Source organism: Stutzerimonas stutzeri (genome assembly GCF_000952685.1).
Lineage (GTDB): Bacteria > Pseudomonadota > Gammaproteobacteria > Pseudomonadales > Pseudomonadaceae > Stutzerimonas > Stutzerimonas stutzeri_E.
In genome coordinates this window covers 301,760-323,896 of sequence record NZ_JYHV01000029.1, presented here as the reverse complement: position 1 = coordinate 323,896, position 22,137 = coordinate 301,760, and the positions used below count along the sequence as shown (strand labels likewise).

Below are 22,137 nucleotides of genomic sequence, written 5' to 3'. Positions count from 1 at the left end.
CTTGGGGCTGCTCATGGGAGAGCACAGATGCTGCCAATCATTCCACCGGGCACCGTTCAGGTTACCGCCCAACAGGATGTGGTCAAACCGCGGCCGGAGGTGGCCCCGGTAGCTCCGGTGCAGCCAAGCGCCAATGAAAGTTCGGTGGGGCTCGATCGGCGACACCCGCAAGAAGCCGAACAGATGCTGCGCGACGAACAGCGTAGGCGGCAACGTCGGCGTGGTTACAGCCCGCAGGAACTGGCCGAAGGCGAGACTGCCGAAGAGGATCAGGACGCACTCGAGGAGCTGCCACGCCAAGGTCTGTGGGTTGATGTCGAGGTATGACGAGCCGCCTGCTGAGCACAACGGCGATCCAATGAACGACCTGCCGCAGGCCGATCTGCGCTACCTGCCACAATGGATCAGTGCAGAAACCGCCGATCAGTGGCTGGAAGAGCTGCTGGTACAAACGCCCTGGTCGCAACCCGAGCTCAAGCTATATGGCCGTCGCTTCGCCATGCCCCGGCTGGTCGCCTGGTACGGCGACCCTGGCGCGCGCCTGCGTTACTCGGGTCTGATCCACGATCCATTATCCTGGACGCCTTTGCTGGCCGAGATTCGCCAGCAGGTGCAGCGAGAGGTTGACCGGGACATGAATGGCGTGCTGCTCAATCTTTATCGCAACGGCCAGGACGCGATAGGCTGGCACAGCGACGACGAGCCGGAACTGGGTTCGGAACCGCTGGTGGTCTCGCTCAATCTGGGCGCGACGCGGCGCTTCGATTTCCGTCGCAAGGGTGCCAGCCGTATCCAGCACTCAATCGCTCTCGAGCATGGATCGCTACTGGTCATGGGCGGACCGACGCAGCATTATTGGCAACATCAGATCGCCAGGACGCGCAAGGTAACCGAACCGCGCCTCAACCTGACATACCGTCAGATCACTTGCGAGCCAGCCGTATGAGCCATGAAGTAAAGCTGATCGACCTCAGCACCGAACGTGAAAAGCGTATCCACGACATCAAGGAGAAGCGCCTTGCCGAGATGCGTGAGGCGTTCGAGCAGGCGCTGCCGCTAGCCAAGCCGAAGAAGAAGTCCAAGACCAAGCCGAAGAAGCGCTGACAGGCCTCATAACCAGGCGCCGCTCCAAGCCTCACCGCGACGGTTCGATGCTGTCGCGCCCTCCGTAGCTCCCTCCGATCCCCTCCGTTTTTTTGACTCAGATCAGCTTCCGCGATGCCTTTTGCCGTCGGCTTGGGGCCTATTGACGTCGGTCAATTTTTTATTGGCGGGAGAGGACGACTATGCAGCCATCAGACAGCACAACGGCTTGGGAGGCAGGAATCATGTTCGTCGATAATGTGGTGCTCGCAGGGGTGGTCACGGTCGGCCTGATGGTCGCCTTCCTCGGCGGTTTCGGATATTTCATCTGGCGGGATGCACACAAAAAGCAGTGATTCCGCAGATAGACAGAGCACGCAAGGCATTTGGGCGACTTAGGTCGCCCTTTTTTTTTGCCTGTGAATCAACGACGGCGTTGGGGTTGCAGGAATACGGCGCTGGTGAACGGCGGTACCTCGAACTCGCCAGCGACGACCCTGGCTTGACGGCTGATCGGGTCGCTTGAATCCCGCTGTACCGGATGCGGCTGGTAGCCGTCAGCGCCAGGTAGGCGAACCCGCTCTGCAGAGGCGTTGAACACCACCATCAGCGCCTGGTAGCGCCGGTCGAGATCGCGGCCGTCGCCAGGGCCATCGGCCAGGCTGAAGGCGATCACACCCGGCTGCTGCGTTGGACCTGTGTTGTGAAAACGCAAACGGCGCTGCACCTCGCGCGCGCTGTCGAGCTGAAACAGCGGGCTGTCGCTCCGGATCTTCAGCAGTTCCAGAAAGCGCCGCTTGGCCGCGACTATGTTCACGGCGCTCGGCTTGGTATGGGGGTTGGCGATGACTTGGCGGACCAGCGGCCAGTTGTCAGCATCCTTATCGGCCCGCGGCAGGCCCTTGTTCCAATTGTTGTCCTGGTAGCTGAAATCCACCGCATTGAACCAGTCGCCCGAGTCGTAGCTGTCGCGTTGCATGGATTTGGAACGGAGGATATCCGAGCCGAGGTGAATGAAGGGCACGCCTTGACTGAACAGCGGCACGGACAACGCCAGCAGTTGCAGACGGACACGGTCGGCGACGGGCAGACCCACCGGCAGCTTGTACTGGTTGTTGTCCCATAGCGTCTGGTTGTCGTGCTTGGAGACATAGTTGATGGTCTCCTGCGGGTCGAGCGTATAGCCGGCGGGCTGCCCGTTGTAGTCGATCTGACTACCACTGCGCGTGCTGCCGTCGGCGGTGACGAACTGGTAGTCGCGCAGTCCGCCGGCGATGCCAACGCGGATCAGGTCGGCGGCATGCAGCAGCTGCGCCTTTTCCTGCTCGCCGGCGCCGGTCAGCTCGTTCGGCAGCACATAAAGGCCATTGGCGAAGCCCTGATTGCGCCGGATGCTTTCGCCGCTGTCGAAGGGACTGCCGCCGCGAACCGCGTCGCGCTGCCGATCGTTGAAGGTGCCGATGCCGGTACCGGCCATGTTCAGCTGGGTGGCATTGATGCCCCGGGCATTGCCGGCGACTTCGCCGAAATCCCAGCCCTCGCCGTAGAAATAGGTGTCTCGGTCGATCTTGCGCACCGCGCGGTACGCATCGACCAGATTCTTGCGTAGGTGATGGCCCATCAGATCGAAGCGGAATCCGGCGATCTTGTAGTCGCGTGCCCAGACCTCCAGCGAATCGGTCATCAGCTTGGCCATCATGCGGTGTTCGCTGGCGGTGTTTTCGCAGCAGGTCGAGGTTTCGACGGCACCGGTGGATGGGTTACGGCGGTGGTAGTAACCGGGCACGATCTTGTCCAGCACCGACTTGTCCGTCAGTCCTGATGCGTTGGTGTGGTTGTAGACCACGTCCATCACCGTGGCGAGGCCGTCGTTGGCGAGCGCCTGGACCATCTGGCGGAATTCGATGATGCGCTGCGCGCCCTCGGCATCGCTGGCGTAGCTGCCTTCAGGTGCGCTGAAATGGAAGGGGTCGTAGCCCCAGTTGAAGTTGTCCAGGGCGCGCAGGTCGTTATACAGCGCTTGCGCCTGGCCGCTGGCCGGATCGAATCCTTGCAGCACCAGGCGGATGCTCGTGGCGCTGCAGTATTGCGACCAGTTTTCACGGGCCTGGGTGGACAGATCGCAAAGCTTGGCGAACGGGTCGTCGAGGTCGACGCGGCGGGTCGGGTCTTCATCGATGGTGGCGATATCGAATACCGGCAGCAGCTGCACGTGGGTCAGCCCGGCATTTTTCAGGTCGCGCAGATGCCGCATACCGTTGCTGTCCGGGTGGGTGAAGGCGCCGTAGGTCCCGCGTAGTTCGGCAGGCAGGCTGGCGTCGCTGGCACTGAAGTCACGCAGATGGGTTTCATAGATCACGCTCGCTTCGGGGCGTGCCGGGTGCGGTGGGCGCAGCGCATCCCAGCCGGAGGGCTTGAGATCGTCGGCGTCCAGGTCGACGACCTGAGCGTACTGGCTGTTGCGCGACAGGCTCAGAGCGTAGGGATCGCTGACCAGCGTCGTCTCGATCTTGCCGGTACTGGGCCGGTAAGCCGTGACCTCGTACTGGTAATACTGCCGATCCAAGGAGCGCGGGCCGTCAAGGCTCCACACGCCGAGACGTTCTCGCATGATCTTCGGATAACCGGGCAACAGGCGCTTGGCCTCGTCGAACACATGCAGGCGCACCCGCTGCGCGGTGGGTGCCCAGAGCGTGAAGGACACGCCACGTGCATCGACGCGTGCACCGAGTTCGCCGTTATAGGCGAACAGCAGGTCGAGAATCCCGGCCGTTTGCACTTCAGTGGCGTCGAGCACCTTGTCATCGTCGTCATAGGTGACCACCACCAGCTGGCTCATTACGGCGCGCCGCAGGTCGCGGGCATGGGCGGAGAGATGGAACGCCGGTGCCTCGGCCAGGTGTGGATGCTGGCGTTTGAGGCCTTCGCGCAAGGTCGCCGGTTGCAGTGCGAGCGCGGTGCCGCCACGGACCGTACGTGTTTCACTGTCGATGCGAATGTCGGCGCTGGTGGAGTAGCGCAGTTCGATTCGGCTGGCGTCGGGGGCGCCATCGACGAGTGCCAGGGTGAACGGGTCGAGCCAGTGGGCTCGGGCGCCCTTTATCGCCACGGCGGGCCCGCTCACGGGGGTGCCGGAGAGCTGTGCGTTACCGCTGAGGGTAAAGGCGCGGCGACCGATTTCGTCGAAGCGCCAAACCAGGTCATCACCACCCAGATCCTTTTCGTCGCCCTTGTGCATGATCAGATTCAGGCAACCGGCGTCGGCGGTGAGGGCGATGCGGTAGTAGGCGCCATGGTCCGGGTCGATACCGGCGGCGGGCAATGGCTGATCCCAACTCGTCTCGTTCAGGCTGCCGGCGCAGCTCGCCGTGTTCCACAGATGTGGACCCCAGCCGGCATAGTTGCCATCGGCCCGTTGGTAGTACAGCAGAGCCTCGTCGGGGCCAGGGTCGAGCGGCACGGCCGAAGCCGCTTGGATGGCTAGCGAAAAGCCGCCGAGGACGAGCGCCGCCAGGCGCCGATAAGCAATCGAGCGTATGAGCATGGATGAGGTCCCGGTGTTGTTCTTGTTGTACCGCTTGCGGGATGGTCGGTGCGTGGCCGACTGTGCGCATCCTCCATGGAAGATGCTTTCGGGGCGTAGCCGAGGGCCGTAATAGCGTTCTGCTGGTATTCGTCCGGCTTAGTTTTTCGCTGGTTCGCTCGACTGTCTGCCGCAACTGCTACAAACCGAGCTATCGACCGTTCATGAACGGTATGCGGCGGATGCAACGCCTGCGGGAAGGCGTTGCGAGCAGACCTTGCGTCGCGGAGATTCTACTGGCTGAGCGCAGAAGGAAGGCGCCGCGGAGGCGCCTATTGGCTGTCGCCGTCAAGCGCTGGGCTTGTCGGCCAAAACTGACGCTAGTGAGCGCGCGTCCCCTGTATCAGCCGATGCTGACCGGTGGCAGGGCTTTGATCTCGACGGTTTGCGCTTTGCGCGGTGCGAGGATTTCGGCCTCGCCATCGACGACCATTTCGTCGCGCTGGTTGAACACCTGGGTGGCGATGCGGACGCGAAACTTCGGCAGTTTCTCTAGAATCTCCAGGCGCACGGTCAAGGTGTCGCCGAGCTTGACCGGCAGGGCGAAGCGCATCGTTTGTCCCAGATAGATGGTGCCCGGCCCCGGCAATTCGCAGGCCACTGCGGCACTGATCAGCGCACCACTGAACATGCCATGGGCGATGCGCTCGCGGAAGATCGTCGAGGCAGCGAATTCGGCGTCCAGGTGGACCGGGTTGTGGTCGCCAGACATCGCGGCGAACAGCTGAATGTCGCGCTCTTCCACCGTCTTGCTGTACGTGGCCTTCTGGCCGACTTCCAGATCGGCGTAGGGTGTGTTGCTTAGCGTACTCATGCGTAAACCTCTGAATGCGATAACAAACGGAAAACCCCGTCGCGGCAGGGGTTGCCGCACGGCCATGACGGGCACGCCGTGGAGGGCGCTTGGGTGGCTGCATTCTAGAGGGCGGCAGGCCGGTTGTCCCGGTTCGCTTTGGCTTTGCCGCCGTGGGCCGAGATTCACGTCGCTGATTTACACGGTCGACCTATTGCTCTGCAATGCGGAGCTGTTAAGTTCGCCACAGCCCGCGACGAGTGGGCCAGACACTCTCAGGTAACGAGGCCAATAACAATGCAACCTGACTTCTGGAACGACAAGCGTCCCGCCGGTGTGCCCGACGATGTGGATATGGGGGGCTTCCGCTCGGTGGTGGAGGTGTTCGAGCGCTCCTGCAAAACCCATGCGAACCGCCCTGCTTACAGCAACATGGGGGTGACGTTCAGCTACGCCGACCTGGAACGCTACTCGGCCGCATTTGCGGCCTGGCTGCAGAACCATACTGATCTGCAACCGGGAGATCGCATCGCGGTGCAGATGCCCAACCTGTTGCAGTACCCGATCGCGGTTTTCGGCGCCTTGCGTGCCGGGCTGATCGTGGTCAATACCAATCCGCTGTACACCGCGCGTGAGATGCGCCATCAGTTCAAGGATTCCGGCGCACGGGCGCTGGTGTACCTGAATACGTTCGGCAAGCTGGTGCAGGAAGTGCTGCCCGATACCAGCATCGAAGTGCTTATCGAGGCGCACATTGGCGACATGCTGCCGCCGGTCAAGGGGCTGCTGGTCAATGCCGTGGTCAAGCATGTGAAAAAGATGGTCCCGGCCTACAGCCTGCCCCAGGCCGTTTCGTTCAAACACGTGCTCGCCGAGGGGGGACGCCATAGCCTCAAGCCGGTTCCGTTGACGCTCGACGACGTCGCGGTGCTGCAATACACCGGCGGCACCACCGGCGTGGCCAAGGGCGCGATGCTTACGCACGGAAATTTGGTGGCCAACATGCGCCAGGTCCATGCCAACATGCAGCAACTGGGCGCTGACGGCCATCCGCTCATCAAGGATGGGCAAGAGGTGATGATCGCGCCGTTGCCGCTGTATCACATCTACGCCTTCACGGTTAATTGCATGTGCATGATGGTGACCGGCAACCATAACGTGTTGATCACCAATCCTCGCGACATCGACGGCTTCGTCAAAGAACTGCAGAAGTGGCGCTTTACCGCCTTTCTCGGGCTGAACACGTTGTTCGTTGCGCTCATGTCGCATCGAGACTTCAAGAAAATCGATTTTTCGGCGCTCAAGGGCACCAACTCGGGTGGCACCGCGCTGGTCTCCTCGGTGGCCGAGCGCTGGAAGAGTTTGACCGGTGTCACCGTGACCGAAGGCTACGGGCTGACCGAGAGTTCGCCGGTGGTCTGCGCCAACCCGCACGGCGACCAGTCGCGTCTGGGCACCGTTGGCCTGCCGGTACCGGGTACGACGCTCAAAGTGATCGACGACGAGGGCAACGAGTTGCCGTTGGGCGAGCGCGGCGAACTCTGCGTCAAGGGACCGCAGGTGATGAAGGGGTACTGGCAGCGGCCTGAAGCCACCGCCGAAGTACTCGATAGTGATGGCTGGCTGAAGACCGGCGACATCGCGGTGATCGATCCGGACGGCTTCGTGCGCATCGTCGACCGCAAGAAGGATTTGATCATCGTCTCTGGTTTCAACGTCTATCCCAACGAGATCGAAGACGTGGTCATGGCTCATCCGAAGGTCGCTGCTTGTGCCACGATCGGCGTGCCGGACGAGAAGTCAGGAGAGGCGGTGAAGCTGTTTGTGGTCCGTAGCGATCCCAGCCTGACCCTCGAAGAGCTGCAAGCCTATTGCCGGGAGAATTTCACAGGTTACAAGGTGCCGCGGCACTTCGTGTTCCGTGACTCCTTGCCAATGTCCCCGGTTGGCAAGATTCTGCGCAGGGAGCTGCGCGATCAGGCCTGAGTCCGCCAAGACACGGCTCTCTAAGCTCGCACTGAGTGACTGGATTTGTCCTGTCAGTCACTTTGTGTGTGCTCGCATCACTCGGAGCCACTGTTCGGGCTGTTGCAAAACTGCTAACCTCGCCCCGCCTTTTGCGCGGAACTGCCGTACAAAAGTTAACAAAACACAACAAAACAGCTGCCATATGCAGTAAAGCTGTCGCTTAGGAGTGGGGTTTCATGACCGATAACTTCTGGAAGGATAAATATCCTGTCGGGGTCGAAAGCGAGATCGATACCGATGAATACCGGAACATCCAGGCTGTGCTCAAACAATCCTGCGAGCTGTTCGCGGGCAAGCCGGCCTTCAGCAATCTCGGCAGAACCCTGACCTACGGCGAGCTGTACACGCTGTCCGGCGAATTTGCCGCCTATCTCCAGCAGCACACCGATCTACAACCGGGCGACCGGATCGCGGTGCAGCTGCCCAACCTGATCCAGTATCCCATCGTGGTATTCGGTGCCATGCGCGCCGGCCTGATCGTGGTCAACACCAACCCGCTGTACACCGCGCGGGAGATGGAGCATCAGTTCAACGACTCCGGCGCCAAGGCGCTGGTGTGCCTGGCCAACATGGCCCACCTGGCCGAAGACGTGTTGCCGAAGACTGGCATTCGCCATGTGGTCATTACCGAGGTCGGCGACATGCTGCCGACCATCAAGCGACTGCTGGTCAATGCGGTGGTCAAGCACGTGAAGAAGATGGTGCCTGCTTACCATCTGCCCAAGGCGGTCAAATACAACGAGGCCATGGCCCTTGGGCGTGGCAAGGTGCCGAGCGAGGCCAACCCGAGCGGTGACGATATCGCCGTGCTGCAGTACACCGGTGGCACCACCGGAGTCGCCAAGGGCGCCATGCTGACCCATCGCAATCTGGTCGCCAACATGCTGCAGTGTCGTGGGTTGATGGGCACCGAGCTGGGCAGTGGCTGCGAGACCATGGTCGCGCCGCTGCCGCTTTATCACATCTACGCGTTCACCTTTCACTGCATGACAATGATGTTGATCGGCGCGCACAACGTGTTGATCACCAACCCGCGCGACCTGCCGGCTTTCGTCAAAGATCTGAGTAAGTATCGGTTCACCGGCTTCGTCGGCCTCAACACGCTGTTCGTGGCGCTGTGCAACAACGAGAGCTTCCGTAAGCTGGACTTTTCCGCGCTCAAGGCCACCTTTTCCGGCGGTATGGCATTGCAGCTGGCGGCGGCGGAGCGTTGGCAGCAGGTGACTGGCTGCTCGATCTGCGAAGGCTTCGGCATGACCGAAACCAGTCCGGTGGTGTCGGTCAATCCGTTCGGTGGCATTCAGATTGGCACCATTGGCATCCCGATGCCCTCGACCCAGTGCAAGGTCATCGACGAGGATGGCAACGAACTGCCGATAGGCGCTACTGGCGAACTATGCGTGAAGGGCCCGCAGGTGATGAAGGGCTACTGGCAGCGTCCGGAAGCCACGGCCGAAGTGCTCGACGAGCAGGGTTGGCTGAAGACGGGCGACATCGGAATCATCCAGGACGACGGTTACATGCGCATCGTCGATCGCAAGAAGGACATGATTCTGGTATCCGGTTTCAACGTATATCCCAACGAACTGGAAGACGTGCTCGCCACGCTGCCTGGCGTGTTGCAGTGTGCCGCGATTGGCGTACCGGACGACAAGTCTGGCGAGGCGATCAAGCTCTTCGTGGTGGTCAGGCCGGGCGAGAGCCTGACCAAAGAGCAGGTCATGCAGCACATGCACGACAATGTCACCGGTTACAAGCGTCCCAAGACCGTCGAGTTCCGCGACAGCCTGCCCACCACCAACGTCGGTAAGATTCTGCGACGTGAACTGCGTGACGAAGAGTTGCGCAAACTCGGCCAGAAGTAACGACTCAGGCTAGTGAGAGCCCCGCTTCGGCGGGGCTTTTTTTTGGAGCAGTGCGCTCGTTCGAGGCCGGCTCGCCTACCGTCTGTTCTGGCTTGAGCGATCTGTCTCGCGCGCGTTAAGACCTACGTCATCTTCGAGGGAAGATTTGCTTGGTTGACTCAATTACGCCGCTAGCTAGCCGATAGCCTCGATGGTGCGATAAATTTGGCGCCGAAAAACAGGCGCTCTCGCCGCCTTTAAGTTCTGCTCAAGGTCCAGCTCATGCTCTCCAGATTACGTCTGCAAACGAAGCTTCTCATCCTCGCATTAGGTCCAATCCTCTTGTTGGCGATACTCCTCAGCGGCATATCCGTGCTCACGCTGCAAGAACTGGCGGCCAAGCAGGAAGCAGAGACGCGTGAAAATCTCGTTCGGGATCGCCGCGCGGAACTGGAAAACTACGTGCAGCTTGCCCGGAAGATGATCGCCCCCATCTACGATAGCTCCGCCTCGGATGACCAGGAAGCACGAGACCGCGCCGTGGCCATTCTGGAAACGCTCTCCTACGGCAAGGACGGCTATTTCTGGGGCTACGACGAACAAAGCGTGCGGATTCTCCAGGGCAACACCAAGGACAAGATTGGGCAAAGCTTCTATGACTATCGTGACCCCAGCGGCAAGTACGCCATCCGTGAGCTCGTCCGGGCCGGTATGGATGGAAGCCGTTACGTCGATTACAGCTTTGTGCTGGGCAACAGCACGACGCTCGTCCCGAAGATCGGCTATGCAGAGCATCTGCCGAAGTGGAACATGGTCTTTGGCACATCGCTCAATCTGGACGGAGTAGAGCGCGATGTACAGGCGGCTCGGAAAGCGTTCCAGGACGACATCAACGAACTGCTGTTCGTCATGCTAGGCTCCGCCGTCGCGCTGCTGGTGCTGATCGCCGTGCTGGTAACTGCCACGAGCCGCACGCTGCTACGGCCGCTCATGCTGATAAAGGGCAAGCTCGATGACATGGCGTCCGGTGAGGGCGATCTGACCCACCGCCTGCCAGTTACCAGCCAGGACGAACTGGGCGATCTGGCTTCCTCGTTCAATCGCTTCGTCGAAAAGATCCATGGCCTGGTTCAGCAGGTTTCGAAAACCACCGGCCAGCTGACGACGCTGGTTGCCAGCGTTGCCAGCCAGGCGCAACGTTCCGAGCAGGCGATGGCCGCACAGCGCCATGAAACCGATCAGGTGGCGACTGCGATCAACGAGATGTCGGCTGCTGCACAGGAAGTGGCAATGAGCGCACAGCGCGCCGCCGAAGCGGCGCAGGAAGCGGATCAGCAGGGCCAGGGCGCCAAGCGAACCGTGGACAGCAGCATTCAGCAGATCCACGCTCTGGTCGGCGAGCTGCGTGACAGCGGCGAATCGCTTGGCGGGTTGCAGAAGGATGTGGAAGGCATCGTAGGCGTTCTCGACGTGATCCGGGCGGTCGCCGAGCAGACCAACCTGCTGGCGCTCAATGCCGCCATCGAAGCGGCACGCGCCGGCGAGGCCGGCCGCGGATTCGCAGTGGTCGCCGACGAAGTGCGAGCGCTCGCCAGCCGTACCCAGCAGAGCACGGTCGAAATTCAGGGCATGGTCGACCGTCTGCAGAACACCACGGCAATGACTGTTACCGGCATGGGTCGCGCCGGGCAGCAGGGCGAAAGCACCCGGGCCCAGTCGAACCAGGCGGGCGAGTCGCTGGATGCGATTGCCGCGCTGATAGGCACCATCAGCTCCATGAACGCTCAGATCGCCAGCGCCGCCGAGGAGCAGACTGCGGTCGCCGAGGAGATCAATCGCAGCGTTCATCACATCGCCGATGCGGTTGATGGCGTGGCGCAGGAGGCCGCCGAAGGCGCCCAGACCTCCCGCGAACTCAATAGCCTGGCCGAGAGTCTGCAGCGTCTGGTCGGCCAGTTTCGTATCTGAGCCATCATCGATGAGGCGGGTGCAATGCCCGCCTTGGTCTGTCGAGAACTGCCGGCAGAATTCCGTCGGGTTCCATCAAGCCGACCGGCGGTGCTGCCGTCTGGCGCGACGGCGCGAACCGAAGCGAGACAACCCGGGTCTAGGACCCTATGGCCGCGTCCGCTCTAGCGGCTGTTGAATGCCAGCGCGCCTCCCTATGCCGTGCTGAAGCCGTCTGATGTAAGCAACTGCAGCGCGCCGGTGCGCGACGCAGCCGGCTTGGCCTCCATATCTGTCGCTCGCTCCGTTTTCAACGGCCGTCTGTGCCGTAGGGGACGATGGCGCATGCCATTTTGCGGCCTGCCCATCAATCTCGTTGCAAGGATGAGTTACCCATGCAGAAGAAAAACAATGCACGTCGGGTAGTTGCTTCTTTCGCTTTATTCGCTTCCACCGCAGCCTTGGCAGCACCCTCCGCCGAGATCGCTGCGTTCGATGACTATTGGTCGCCCGGCAAGCCCGACTCTCGGATCTGTCGATCACCATTGCTGGTGGGAACGCCGCTCGGTCTGCCGCGCTGTATGCAGGCCGGTAACGTGATGAAGCACCTGGAGAATTTGCAGGACATCGCGTCAATGAACCGCGGCAATCGCGCCTCCGGACAGTCTGGCTATCAAGCCTCGGTGGATTACGTGCGCAGCACTCTCGAGCGCGCCGGCTATCGGGTCAGGGTGCAGGCATTTCCGTTCCTGGCGTTCTATCCCGCAGGCCCGGGCGCGCTAGCGGCAGTGACGCCGCAGCCGGTGCAGTACATCTGGGAGGAGGATTTCACCTACGCCGACCAGACCGATCCTGGCAATGTCACAGCGCCCGTGGTGCCGGTGGACCTGGCGCTCGGCCTGGGCAATACCTCGACCAGCGGCTGCGAGCCGTCTGATTTCGCTGGTTTCCCGGCGGGCGCCATTGCGCTGATGCAACGCGGCACCTGTCCGTTCGGCGAGAAGGCCACCAATGCGGCCGCCGCTGGGGCAGCCGGAGCGATCATCTTCAACCAGGGCGATACCGAGGACCGCAAGGATCTGCTGGTCGCGACCTTGGGCGAGGACTATCAGGGCGGCATCCCGGTGATGTTCTCGACCTATGACAATGGTGTGAGCTGGTCGCAGACCGAGGGGCTTCAGCTGAGCATGAACGTCGACGTGATCCGTGAGCAGTCGGAGACCTACAACGTGCTGGCCGAGACCCGTCGCGGCAATCCGGACAACGTGGTGATGGTCGGTGCGCATCTGGATTCAGTCTTCGAAGGACCTGGCATCAATGACAACGGCTCCGGTAGCGCCGCCTTGCTGGAAATGGCCACGCTGATGAGCAAGGCGCACCCGCTGAACAAGGTGCGCTTCGCCTGGTGGGGCGCGGAGGAGTCCGGGCTGGTCGGGTCGACCTACTACGTCACTCAGCTACCGGAGGAGGAGAAACAGCAGATCAAGGCGTACCTCAACGTCGATATGATCGGTTCGCCGAACTACGCCAACTTCATCTATGACGGCGATGGCTCCGATTTCGGCCTGCAGGGCCCGCCCGGCTCCGGTGCGATCGAGCGCCTGTTCCGCTCCTACTTCCAGTTGCGCAACGCACCGTCGGAGGGGACCGAGATCGACTTCCGCTCCGATTACGCGCAGTTCTTCGATGACGGCATCGCCTTTGGTGGCCTGTTCACCGGTGCTGAAGACATCAAGAGCGTAGAGCAGGCGCAGCTCTATGGCGGTGCGGCTGGGCAGGCATACGATCCGTGCTACCACAGCGAGTGTGACAACCTCGGCAACGTCTCCACCGAGGCGCTGGAATTGCATGGTGACGCCCTGGCCTTCGCCACCAGCTGGTTGTCGCTGTCGACCAAGATGGTCGACGACGAGATCGACGCAGCGGCCGAGCAGGGCATCGGCACCCTGCGCATGCAGAAGGCGCAGGAGAAGTCGCGTTGGGGTCACTGGATCCGTTGACCGCGTGAGCGCCGCGCCGGCTAGCCGGCGCGGTCTTTTCCATCAGTCCCTTTCCCTACGGCCAGCCGGCTAAATCTGCGACAATCGCGTCCTTCACGAAATCGCTTACGGCTGTCCATGACCGACGCAACGCCCGCTTTTGCACAACTCCTGGAAAACCTCGATCAGACCATGTTTGCCGACCGTCATCGCTTGCGTCGTCAATTGCATGACCTGCGCAAGAAGGCCGGCGATGCGCCGCTCGAAGACGAGCACCTTTCCCTGTGGCTCGAGCGTTTCCAGGCCTCGGTGGCCAAGGTCGAGGCGCGCCGGCAGAGCGTGCCAGCCATGCGCTACGACGACAGCCTGCCGATCGCTGCCAAGCGTGAGGAGATCAAGGAGGCGCTGCGCAAGCATCAGGTGCTGGTGATTGCGGGCGAGACGGGCTCGGGTAAGACCACTCAGCTGCCGAAGATCTGCCTGGAAATCGGCCGCGGCGTGCACGGGTTGATCGGCCATACCCAACCGCGCCGGCTGGCGGCGCGAAGCGTGGCGACCCGAGTGGCCGAAGAAATCGGCACGCCGCTGGGCGAGCTGGTGGGCTATCAGGTGCGCTTCGAGGATCAGAGCAAGGACAGCTCGCTGATCAAGCTGATGACCGACGGTATCCTACTGGCCGAGACCCAGCACGACCGCTTCCTGGAGAAATACGACACCATCATCGTTGACGAGGCGCACGAACGTAGCCTCAACATCGACTTCCTGCTCGGCTACCTGAAAACCCTACTGCCGCGTCGGCCCGATCTGAAGGTGATCATCACTTCGGCGACCATCGATCTGGAACGCTTTTCCGAACACTTCGGTAATGCGCCCATCGTCGAAGTGTCGGGGCGTACGTATCCGGTCGAAACCTGGTACCGGCCGCTGGCGGCAGAAACCGATGAGGATGGCAACCGGGTCGAGGACGACCTCACCGTCGATCAGGGCATCCTTGCCGCGTTGGACGAGATCGACGCCCATGAGAAGAGCATTGGCAAGCGCCCCGGCGATGTGCTGGTGTTCCTGCCCGGCGAGCGCGAGATCCGCGACGCCGCCGAGGTGCTGCGCAAGGCCAATCTGCGCTTTACCGAGGTGCTGCCGCTGTATGCGCGGTTGACGCCGGCCGAGCAGCAGAAGATTTTCCGACCCGCTGCCGGCCGCAAGATCGTGTTGGCGACCAACGTCGCGGAAACTTCGCTGACCGTGCCCGGCATTCGCTACGTGATCGACTCCGGCACTGCGCGTATCAGCCGCTACAGCTACCGCGCCAAGGTCCAGCGACTGCCGATCGAGGCCGTGTCTCAGGCCAGTGCCAATCAGCGCAAGGGCCGTTGCGGGCGGGTCGAGCCGGGCATCTGCATTCGTCTGTACAGCGAAGAGGATTTTCTCTCTCGACCGGAATTCACCGATCCGGAGATCCTGCGCACCAACCTGGCGGCGGTGATCCTGCAGATGCTGCACTTGCGCCTCGGTCAGATCGAGGACTTTCCGTTCATCGAGCCGCCGGACGGCAAGGCCATCAGCGATGGCTTCAACCTGTTGCAGGAGCTTTCGGCGGTCAACCGCGAGAATCAGCTGACGCCGCTCGGGCGGCAGCTGGCGCGTCTACCGATCGATCCACGTCTGGGTCGAATGCTGCTGGAAGCGGCCGGCCTAGGCAGCCTCGCCGAGGTGTTGATCGTCGCCAGTGCGCTGTCGGTGCAGGACGTGCGCGAGCGCCCGGCCGATCGTCAGCAGCAGGCCGACCAGGCCCATGCCCAGTGGAAGGACCCGGACTCGGATTTCGCTGCGCTGATCAACCTCTGGCGCGGTTTCGAAGAACAGCGCCAGGCGCTCGGCTCCAATCCGCTGCGTACCTGGTGCCGGAAGCACTTCCTCAACTATCTGCGGCTGCGCGAATGGCGCGATGCGCATCGGCAGCTGACCCTGATCGCACGTGAGCTGAATCTGGGCAAGCGCAAGGAAACGGCTGGTCCCGGTCAGCCATCCGCCAAAAAGGCCGACTCCCGTAAGGTGGAAGACGGCGGGGCCTCTTCCATCGAGCAGCCCGCGCTCACCACCGATAAAAAGGTCAACGTCAAGCTCGCCCAGCAAGCCGAAGCCAGCGAGGCGGCACAGAAAGCCAAGAGCTATGCCGCCGTGCACAAGGCAATCCTCTCCGGCTTGCTCAGCCAGGTTGGGCACAAGACCGAGGAGGGCGACTTCCTCGGCGCGCGGCAGCGACGCTTCTGGGTGCATCCGTCGAGCGTCATCGGGCGCAAGAAGCCCAACTGGATCATGGCGGCCGAACTGGTGGAGACCACCAAGCTGTTTGCGCGCATGGTGGCGAAGATCGAGCCGGACTGGATCGAGCCCCTCGCCAAGCATCTGACCAAGACCAACCACTTCGAACCACATTGGGAAAAGAAGCGCGGTCAAGTGGTGGCATTCGAACAGGTGACCTTATACGGCATGATCATCGTCGCGCGCCGGCCGGTGCATTTTGGTCCGATCGATCCGCCTGCGGCACGTGAGCTGTTCATCCGTGAAGGGCTGGTACGCGGCGAAATGCACAGCCGCGCCAAGGCGCTAACGGCCAACCGTGAGCTGCTGGAGCTGTTCGACGAACTGGAAGCCAAGGCCCGCCGGCGCGACATCATTGCCGACGAGGACACCTTGTTCGCTTACTACGACGCGCGTCTGCCGCAGGACATCTATCAGACCGCCAGCTTCGAGAGCTGGTACAAGCGCGAAAGTGCGAAAGACCCGCAGTTGCTGATGATGCGGGACGAGGATGTGCTCGCCCGTGATGCCAGTGAGGTCACTAGCGCGCAGTACCCGGATCAGCTGCACATCGGCGAACTGCAATTGCCGCTCGAGTACCACTTCGAACCCAACCATCCGCGCGATGGCGTGACGCTGCGCGTGCCGGCACCGCTGCTGCCGCAACTGCGCAGCGAAAGGCTCGAATGGTTGGTGCCCGGGCTTCTCGAAACCAAGGCCGTAGCGTTGGTGCGCGGCCTGCCCAAGGCCATCCGCAAAAACTTCGTGCCGGTGCCGGATTTCGTCAGGGCTGCGCTTTCGAAGGTCAGCTTCGGTGAGGGCTCGTTGGCCGAGGCGTTGGGCCGCGAACTGCTGCGCATGACGGGCGCCCGCGTGTCTGAAGAGGCATGGGACGAGGCAGCGAACCAGCTCGACAGCCATCTGAAAATGAACATCGAAGTGGTCGATGGTCGCGGCAAGTACCTGGGTGAAGGACGCGATCTGGCTGAGCTCACTGCGCGCTTCTCCGAGGCCAGCCAGGCCGCGCTGGCGCCACCGCAGCAAAAGGCGGAGCAGAAACCAGTCGAAGCCAAGGCCTTCGCTGAGGTGGCACAAACGGCTCAGGCGAAGATGGCCGGATTGTCGATGACGGTCTATCCCGCCTTGGTGGAAGAGGGTGGCGTGGTCAAGGAAGGCCGCTTCCCGACCCAGGCGGAGGCCGAATATCAGCACCGCCGCGCTCTGCAGCGACTGTTGTTGCAGCAACTCAGCGAACCGGCGAAATTCCTACGCAGCAAACTGCCGGGCCTTACCGACCTGGCGCTGCTTTACCGCGAGATGGGCAAGGTGGATTCGTTGCTCGAGGACATCCTGCTGGCCAGCCTCGACAGTTGCATCCTCGATGGGGAAGCCTCGCTACCCCGCGACGGCGCGGCGTTGGCTGCGCTCGCGGAGCGAAAGCGTGGCGACTGGACGTCGCATGCCGAACGCCTCGCGCGGCAGGTACTGGAAATCCTAAAGCTCTGGCATGGGTTGCAAAAGCGCTTCAAAGGCAAGATCGATCTGGCCCAAGCCGTGACGCTCAACGACATCAAGGCGCAGCTCGGCAATCTGGTCTATCCCGGCTTCGTGCGCGAAACGTCGGCTGAATGGCTCAAGGAATACCCGCGCTATCTCAAGGCCATCGAGCAGCGCTTCGAAAAGATCGGCGCGCAGTTACAGCGTGATCGCGTCTGGTCCGGCGAATTGGCCGGCTATTGGGAGCAGTACCAGGCACGCCTGAAGAAGCATCAGCAAGAAGGCAAGCGCGATCCGGAACTGGCGTTGTACCGCTGGATGCTTGAGGAATACCGCGTATCGCTCTGGGCCCAGCAGTTGGGGACGAAAGTCGCGGTATCGGACAAGCGACTGAACAAGCAGTGGGGACAGGTCGAGGCCTGACGGCGCATCGCCAGGCCGGGCATACGGTCTGGGCGCTAGCTCAAGGCTTCTTCGACGAAGCCCAACCGGTCCTGTCCAAAGAACATTTCGCTGCCCACGAAGAACGTCGGCGCACCGAACACGCCGCGCAGCACGGCTTCTTCGGTGTTCGCCTTGAGAGCGTTCTTGACGTGCTCATCGGTGACCAAGGCGTGGAACTGCTCGGGCTCGAGGCCGGCTTCCGCCAGGACCGCTGCTAGTATCCGCTCGTCGCCGAGGTTGCGCTGATCGACCCAGAGAGCTTTGAACAGGGCGTCCAGATAACGCGGAAAATCCTTGGGTTGCTGCAGTTGATAGCCGACTGCGCCTCGCATCAGCGCCAGCGTATTAATCGGAAAGTGCGGGTTGAAGTCGAACGGCACATCGTAGCGGCGTGCATGGCGCAACAGGTCCGTCGTCATGTAACGGCCTTTCGCCGGAACGGTCGCCGGCGAGCTATTGCCGGTGGCTTGGAAGACGCCCCCGAGCAGCATGGGCCGATAACGCAGCTCTGCGCCGGCGCGTTCGCACAGCGCGGGCAATTGGGTCCAGGCGAGATACGCCGCCGGGCTGCCGAGGTCGAAGAAAAACTCCACGGTCTTGTCCATGTCGCAACTCCAAAGGGAAGGGGGGATTACCAGCGCTCGATCCAGGGGCGCAGGTCGAGTTCGAAGGTCCAGGCGTCGCGTGGCTGACTGTGCAAGTGCCAGTAGTTGTCGGCGATGTGCTCGGGATTGAGCACGCCGTCCTGGTCCTTGAGGGCGTAGCGCTCGGGAAAACTGTCGCGAATGAAGTCGGTGTCGATGGCGCCATCGACCACTACGTGGGCCACGTGAATGTTCATCGGGCCTAGCTCGCGCGCCATGCTCTGCGCCAGCGCGCGGATGCCGTGCTTGGCCCCGGCGAAGGCAGCGAAGCCGGCAGCTCCACGCAAACCGGCCGTGGCACCGGTGAAGAGAATGGTGCCGCGCCCGCGGGTCACCATGCGTCTGGCCACCGCCTGGCTGGTAAGGAAGCCAGAGAAACAAGCCATTTCCCAGATCTTGAAGTATTTGCGCGCAGTTTCCTCGAGGATACTGCACGGCACGTTGGCGCCGATGTTGAACACCATCACCTCGATTGGGCCGATATCGCGCTCGATGGTCTCGACCAGTTCGGCTACCTGATCTTCCTTGCGCGCATCGGAGGCGAAGCCATGGGCACGACCGCCCTCGGCAATGATGCTGTCGACCAGCGGCTGCAGCTTGTCGGCGCTACGCCGGGTGACGCAAGCCACGTAGCCCTCACGGGCAAAGCGCCGCGCAATGGCACCGCCGGTAGAATCCCCGGCGCCGATGATCATGGCGACACGATTGTTGTTATCCATGGGGTGCGCTCTCTTGCTAAACGATCGTTAGGTAAACGAACGTTATGTTACGCTCGGCCTATCGTCAAGTGACTCAAAGAGGTTGTGCTGTATGCGTTACTCCGCCAGCCACAAGCAGGAAACCCGACAGCGTCTTGTCGAAAGCAGCGGCGCCATCGCCAAGCGCGGCGGCTTCGCCACCACCGGTGTCGATGGACTGATGAAAGCCATCGGCCTGACGGGGGGCGCGTTCTACAGTCATTTTCCATCCAAGAGCGACCTGTTTACCGAGGTGGTGCGGCGCGAGTTGTCGCAAAGCCCGATTCTTGCGCGCGACGGTGTTCTGGATCGGACCAGGCTTGAGCGCTGCCTCGACGGTTACCTGAGCCTGGCCCACCTGCACAACCCGGAGGCCGGCTGCGCCATCCCGGCGTTGGGCGCGGAGATTGCCCGTGCCGATGTGCCCGTGCGCGAGGAGGCTGAACATTGGCTCTGTGCCCTGCAACAGGCTTGGGCCGCCGCGCTGGAGGATGCCCAGCTGGCCTGGGCGCTGATTGCCCAATGCGTCGGTGCATTGGTCGTGGCGCGCATGCTGGCCAGTGAAGACACTCAACGTGAGGTGCTAGAGGCGAGTCGTGGCCATTTGCATGCGGCTATCGCCAAGAACTGAGCGACCGACAGCGGCCGATTAGCCTGCCTTTGGGCTGATGCGCAGATTCGAGCCAGGCGCGTCAGCTGCGGAGGAAGGCCAGCACCGCATGCATGAATTCAGTTGGATACTCGATATTCGTCAAATGGGCTGCCGGCAGAACCAGCAATCGAGCATTGGGAATAGCAGCGGCCATGGCTTCACTGTGCGCAGCGGTAGTTACCGCGTCGTGCTTCCCGGCAATGATCAAGGTTTGATTGGGGATAAGGGCGATGGTGCGCCGCATATCGGTATCCCGTACCAGCGCCCAAGAGCCCGCGATGCCTTGCCGATCGGTTTCCAGCAGCATGGTCCGGAATTGCGCCACGACGGGACTTTCTACTGCCAGCATTCGCGCAGGAAACCAGTTACGCAGGAAGGCTTCGGCGGTGCTCTGCATGTCTCGCGCTTCGAGCACGGCGGCGATCGCCGGATCCCATTGCTCGGTCGGCCCTAGATAGGCTGCGGTGTTGCTGAGAATCAGGCGATCGATGCGTTCGGGGCGGTGGATACCAAGCCATTGACCGACGAATCCACCGAGCGAGAGCCCCAGGAAATGGGCGCGCTCGATATCGAGGGCATCCAGCAGCTCTATCACGTCTCCACCGAACCTACCGATTGAGTACGCGCCGGGTGGCACATCGGATGCGCCGTGCCCTCGCATGTCATAACGCAGCACGCGGAAGTGCCTGGCCAGAACGGGAATCTGGGTATCCCACATGTGCAGATTCGTTCCGATGGAGTTGGATAGCACCAACACCGGCTTGTCTGCCGAGCCATCGAGGCGATAAGCGATACGGGTACCATCTCCAGTCGTAAAGAAAGACAGGGCCTGCGCACTCGCCTGTGCGGGGTGTGCCTCGGCGGGATTGGGTGTGTCGTTCGCTTGTACCGCCCTCGGAAATGCTGGGGCAAGCAATACGAAACTGGTGAGCAGGGAGGTAAGCGTGCGCAGCATTCGGAGCTCCTTCGGCGTGGTGCCTTGAGGTGAATTCAGCCGGAATGCTAGTTGCGAGTTTATTAGGAAGAAATTACAAAGATTGAACGATCATCGACAGTTTTTATGAACATGTACAAGTTCACTCTGCAGGACCTGCTCTGCTTCGAGGCCGTGGTACGAGAAGGCAGTTTCCAGGCTGCTGCGGCGGCTTTGCACCGCTCTCATACTGCGGTCTTTGCAGCCCTGCGCAAGTTAGAGCGGCAGTTCGGCGTGGCTCTGCTTGATCGCGCCGGCTACCGTGTGTGCCCCACTCAGGCAGGGCTGGCCCTCTACGATAGGGCGCAGCACCTATTGCAAGAGGCGGAAGCCTTTTCCCTTCATGCTCAGCAATTGGCGATGGGGGAAGAAACGGGGTTGCGGGTGGTTATTGGCGACCTATGTCCCCGTCCGCAGGTGCTGGGGATGTTGAGCAGCTTCTTCGCACAATGCCCAGGCACGCGGCTGCAGCTTCACTTCGAAGCGGTCACTGGCCCCTGGGAACGGTTGTTCAATGACGAGGCGGATTTGATTCTGCACCGCATCGATAAAACCAATCCTCAATTGGAGTGGGTGGATCTGGGAGTCATCTCATTGGTTCCGGTAGTAGCGCCCGGCTTTCTGCCCTTTCCTCAGACCGACGCGATCACCCCCGAGCAGATGCGCGGACTCACGCAATGCATCCTTCGGGACACCGCGCATGATCCTGGTGATGTCAGCCATTTCGTCATCGACGGATCGCCCCAGTGCACCGTGGCCGACCACTCGATGAAGGCCGAGGTCGTCCTGCAGGGCATGGCCTGGGGGCACTTGCCGCTTTTCATGATCGAAGAAGAATTGCGAAACGGACGTCTTATTTCCATTGCCGGACGGCACTTTCCCGGCGTGACGGAAGAGCTGGTAGCCAGCCGTCGACGCGACCGTCCACATGGGCCTGTCGCCATGCGTCTCTGGAAACATATTCAAGAGTGGGCAGACGCCGTGCGCTCATAGGTGTAAAACACGCGGGTTTCGGTTGCCTGAAGCGCACGGCTGCGTGACGAGGCGCCTGCGCGTTGCGTTCCAGGCGGAACACCGCAGCAGTCAACGTGAGCTGCTCCTGCAGCAGGTTCCAGTTGGCGCCGAGCTCGTAGTTGGTGGTTTCTCCGGGTCGAATTCGACGTTAGACGCGCTGACCTGGAACATCTCGCCGGAAGGCTGATAGGAGCGGCTGACCGAGAGGTAGTAGGACTGCACGTCATCCGGCTGCCACACCAGGCCCGCACGGGGACTGAGCGTGTAGTCGGTGCGCTCCAGTTCCGCCTTGCCGTTGAAGTCGTCACGGAATGTCTGGTCGAATTCGTCATAGCGCACGCTCAACAGCGCTTTCCAATGTGGCGACAGTTCGATCATGTCCTGGACGTAGAATCCGAGCGTCTCTTGCGTGTTCAGGCCATCGCCGGTCTTTCTATTGGCCTGGAACGGAACAGGTTGCAGTGCCGTAAACCGGTACGCGCTCCACATCGTCCTAGTTGTAGAACTGCTGGTCCTTCTCCTGACAGCCGAACCCCACGCCATACAGCCGTTGATGGTTCTGCCGGCAATCATGGCGTTCTGCTTGAGTTCGGTCTGGTTGAATATTTGTGCGAGTGT

The 22,137-nt window shown here is 61.7% G+C and carries 17 protein-coding genes; 11 read left to right on the top strand and 6 right to left on the bottom strand.

Annotation, left to right across the window (positions count from 1 at the left end):
* Positions 1-27 precede the first annotated feature (27 nt).
* The 4 genes from UF78_RS16165 (at position 28) to ccoM (ending at position 1,439) form a co-directional block, all read left to right on the top strand.
* On the top strand, positions 28-327 hold the full coding sequence (locus UF78_RS16165) for a hypothetical protein (RefSeq protein ID WP_045163222.1): 300 nt from the start codon (positions 28-30) through the stop codon (positions 325-327).
* A gap of 31 nt (positions 328-358) precedes the next feature.
* Complete coding sequence (locus tag UF78_RS16160; RefSeq protein ID WP_230623677.1) at positions 359-946, top strand: alpha-ketoglutarate-dependent dioxygenase AlkB family protein; 588 nt, start codon at positions 359-361, stop codon at positions 944-946.
* Positions 943-1,104, top strand: a complete 162-nt coding sequence (locus UF78_RS23025; RefSeq protein WP_196298684.1) for a hypothetical protein — start codon at positions 943-945, stop codon at positions 1,102-1,104. The genes UF78_RS16160 and UF78_RS23025 overlap by 4 nt, the downstream gene beginning before the upstream one ends.
* Before the next feature lie 224 nt (positions 1,105-1,328).
* Entirely contained in the window at positions 1,329-1,439 is a 111-nt protein-coding gene (gene ccoM, locus UF78_RS23245) for a cytochrome c oxidase subunit CcoM (protein WP_045163220.1), read from the top strand.
* A gap of 68 nt (positions 1,440-1,507) precedes the next feature.
* On the opposite strand, the gene pulA is transcribed toward ccoM, so the two are convergent.
* Positions 1,508-4,627 carry a pullulanase-type alpha-1,6-glucosidase gene (pulA, locus tag UF78_RS16150; protein WP_045163219.1) on the bottom strand — a complete coding sequence of 1,040 codons (3,120 nt, stop codon included), beginning with the start codon at positions 4,625-4,627 and terminating at the stop codon, positions 1,508-1,510.
* Between the two features lie 382 nt (positions 4,628-5,009).
* On the bottom strand, positions 5,010-5,480 hold the full coding sequence (locus tag UF78_RS16145; protein WP_045163218.1) for a MaoC family dehydratase: 471 nt from the start codon (positions 5,478-5,480) through the stop codon (positions 5,010-5,012).
* A gap of 276 nt (positions 5,481-5,756) precedes the next feature.
* Here UF78_RS16145 and fadD2 point away from each other — a divergent pair, with 276 nt between their 5' ends.
* The 5 genes from fadD2 (at position 5,757) to hrpA (ending at position 17,478) form a co-directional block, all read left to right on the top strand.
* Complete coding sequence (gene fadD2, locus UF78_RS16140; RefSeq protein WP_045163217.1) at positions 5,757-7,445, top strand: long-chain-fatty-acid--CoA ligase FadD2; 1,689 nt, start codon at positions 5,757-5,759, stop codon at positions 7,443-7,445.
* Positions 7,446-7,663: 218 nt separating this feature from the next.
* Entirely contained in the window at positions 7,664-9,352 is a 1,689-nt protein-coding gene (gene fadD1, locus UF78_RS16135; RefSeq protein WP_045163216.1) for a long-chain-fatty-acid--CoA ligase FadD1, read from the top strand.
* Positions 9,353-9,613: 261 nt separating this feature from the next.
* A complete protein-coding gene (locus UF78_RS16130; RefSeq protein WP_045163215.1) occupies positions 9,614-11,299 on the top strand; it encodes a methyl-accepting chemotaxis protein in 1,686 nt (561 codons plus the stop codon).
* 374 nt (positions 11,300-11,673) lie between these two features.
* Positions 11,674-13,278, top strand: coding sequence for a M28 family metallopeptidase (locus UF78_RS16125; protein WP_045163214.1), 1,605 nt, complete (start codon positions 11,674-11,676; stop codon positions 13,276-13,278).
* Between the two features lie 117 nt (positions 13,279-13,395).
* The gene (gene hrpA / locus UF78_RS16120; RefSeq protein WP_045163213.1) at positions 13,396-17,478 is read left to right on the top strand and encodes an ATP-dependent RNA helicase HrpA; all 4,083 of its coding nucleotides are present in this window, start codon (positions 13,396-13,398) and stop codon (positions 17,476-17,478) included.
* Between the two features lie 35 nt (positions 17,479-17,513).
* Here hrpA and UF78_RS16115 read toward each other — a convergent pair whose 3' ends face one another.
* A complete protein-coding gene (locus UF78_RS16115) occupies positions 17,514-18,104 on the bottom strand; it encodes a 2-hydroxychromene-2-carboxylate isomerase (RefSeq protein WP_045163212.1) in 591 nt (196 codons plus the stop codon).
* 26 nt (positions 18,105-18,130) lie between these two features.
* Entirely contained in the window at positions 18,131-18,862 is a 732-nt protein-coding gene (locus tag UF78_RS16110) for an SDR family oxidoreductase (RefSeq protein WP_045163211.1), read from the bottom strand.
* Between the two features lie 91 nt (positions 18,863-18,953).
* Between UF78_RS16110 and UF78_RS16105 the strand changes: the two genes are divergently transcribed.
* Positions 18,954-19,511, top strand: a complete 558-nt coding sequence (locus UF78_RS16105) for a TetR/AcrR family transcriptional regulator (RefSeq protein ID WP_045163210.1) — start codon at positions 18,954-18,956, stop codon at positions 19,509-19,511.
* A gap of 61 nt (positions 19,512-19,572) precedes the next feature.
* On the opposite strand, the gene UF78_RS16100 is transcribed toward UF78_RS16105, so the two are convergent.
* Entirely contained in the window at positions 19,573-20,487 is a 915-nt protein-coding gene (locus tag UF78_RS16100; protein WP_080890640.1) for an alpha/beta fold hydrolase, read from the bottom strand.
* A 105-nt stretch (positions 20,488-20,592) separates the two neighbouring features.
* Between UF78_RS16100 and UF78_RS16095 the strand changes: the two genes are divergently transcribed.
* Entirely contained in the window at positions 20,593-21,498 is a 906-nt protein-coding gene (locus UF78_RS16095) for a LysR family transcriptional regulator (RefSeq protein WP_230623675.1), read from the top strand.
* Between the two features lie 90 nt (positions 21,499-21,588).
* On the opposite strand, the gene UF78_RS16090 is transcribed toward UF78_RS16095, so the two are convergent.
* Complete coding sequence (locus UF78_RS16090; protein WP_230623674.1) at positions 21,589-22,092, bottom strand: TonB-dependent receptor domain-containing protein; 504 nt, start codon at positions 22,090-22,092, stop codon at positions 21,589-21,591.
* Positions 22,093-22,137: the final 45 nt, after the last annotated feature.

Excerpts from the sequence above, each read along its gene's own strand:
- UF78_RS16165 (WP_045163222.1), top strand. The coding sequence starts at position 28 with ATGCTGCCAATCATTCCACCGGGCACCGTTCAGGTTACCGCCCAACAG.
- UF78_RS16160 (WP_230623677.1), top strand. The coding sequence starts at position 359 with ATGAACGACCTGCCGCAGGCCGATCTGCGCTACCTGCCACAATGGATC.
- UF78_RS23025 (WP_196298684.1), top strand. The coding sequence starts at position 943 with ATGAGCCATGAAGTAAAGCTGATCGACCTCAGCACCGAACGTGAAAAG.
- ccoM (WP_045163220.1), top strand. The coding sequence starts at position 1,329 with ATGTTCGTCGATAATGTGGTGCTCGCAGGGGTGGTCACGGTCGGCCTG.
- pulA (WP_045163219.1), bottom strand. The coding sequence starts at position 4,627 with ATGCTCATACGCTCGATTGCTTATCGGCGCCTGGCGGCGCTCGTCCTC.
- UF78_RS16145 (WP_045163218.1), bottom strand. The coding sequence starts at position 5,480 with ATGAGTACGCTAAGCAACACACCCTACGCCGATCTGGAAGTCGGCCAG.
- fadD2 (WP_045163217.1), top strand. The coding sequence starts at position 5,757 with ATGCAACCTGACTTCTGGAACGACAAGCGTCCCGCCGGTGTGCCCGAC.
- fadD1 (WP_045163216.1), top strand. The coding sequence starts at position 7,664 with ATGACCGATAACTTCTGGAAGGATAAATATCCTGTCGGGGTCGAAAGC.
- UF78_RS16130 (WP_045163215.1), top strand. The coding sequence starts at position 9,614 with ATGCTCTCCAGATTACGTCTGCAAACGAAGCTTCTCATCCTCGCATTA.
- UF78_RS16125 (WP_045163214.1), top strand. The coding sequence starts at position 11,674 with ATGCAGAAGAAAAACAATGCACGTCGGGTAGTTGCTTCTTTCGCTTTA.
- hrpA (WP_045163213.1), top strand. The coding sequence starts at position 13,396 with ATGACCGACGCAACGCCCGCTTTTGCACAACTCCTGGAAAACCTCGAT.
- UF78_RS16115 (WP_045163212.1), bottom strand. The coding sequence starts at position 18,104 with ATGGACAAGACCGTGGAGTTTTTCTTCGACCTCGGCAGCCCGGCGGCG.
- UF78_RS16110 (WP_045163211.1), bottom strand. The coding sequence starts at position 18,862 with ATGGATAACAACAATCGTGTCGCCATGATCATCGGCGCCGGGGATTCT.
- UF78_RS16105 (WP_045163210.1), top strand. The coding sequence starts at position 18,954 with ATGCGTTACTCCGCCAGCCACAAGCAGGAAACCCGACAGCGTCTTGTC.
- UF78_RS16100 (WP_080890640.1), bottom strand. The coding sequence starts at position 20,487 with ATGCTGCGCACGCTTACCTCCCTGCTCACCAGTTTCGTATTGCTTGCC.
- UF78_RS16095 (WP_230623675.1), top strand. The coding sequence starts at position 20,593 with ATGAACATGTACAAGTTCACTCTGCAGGACCTGCTCTGCTTCGAGGCC.
- UF78_RS16090 (WP_230623674.1), bottom strand. The coding sequence starts at position 22,092 with ATGATTGCCGGCAGAACCATCAACGGCTGTATGGCGTGGGGTTCGGCT.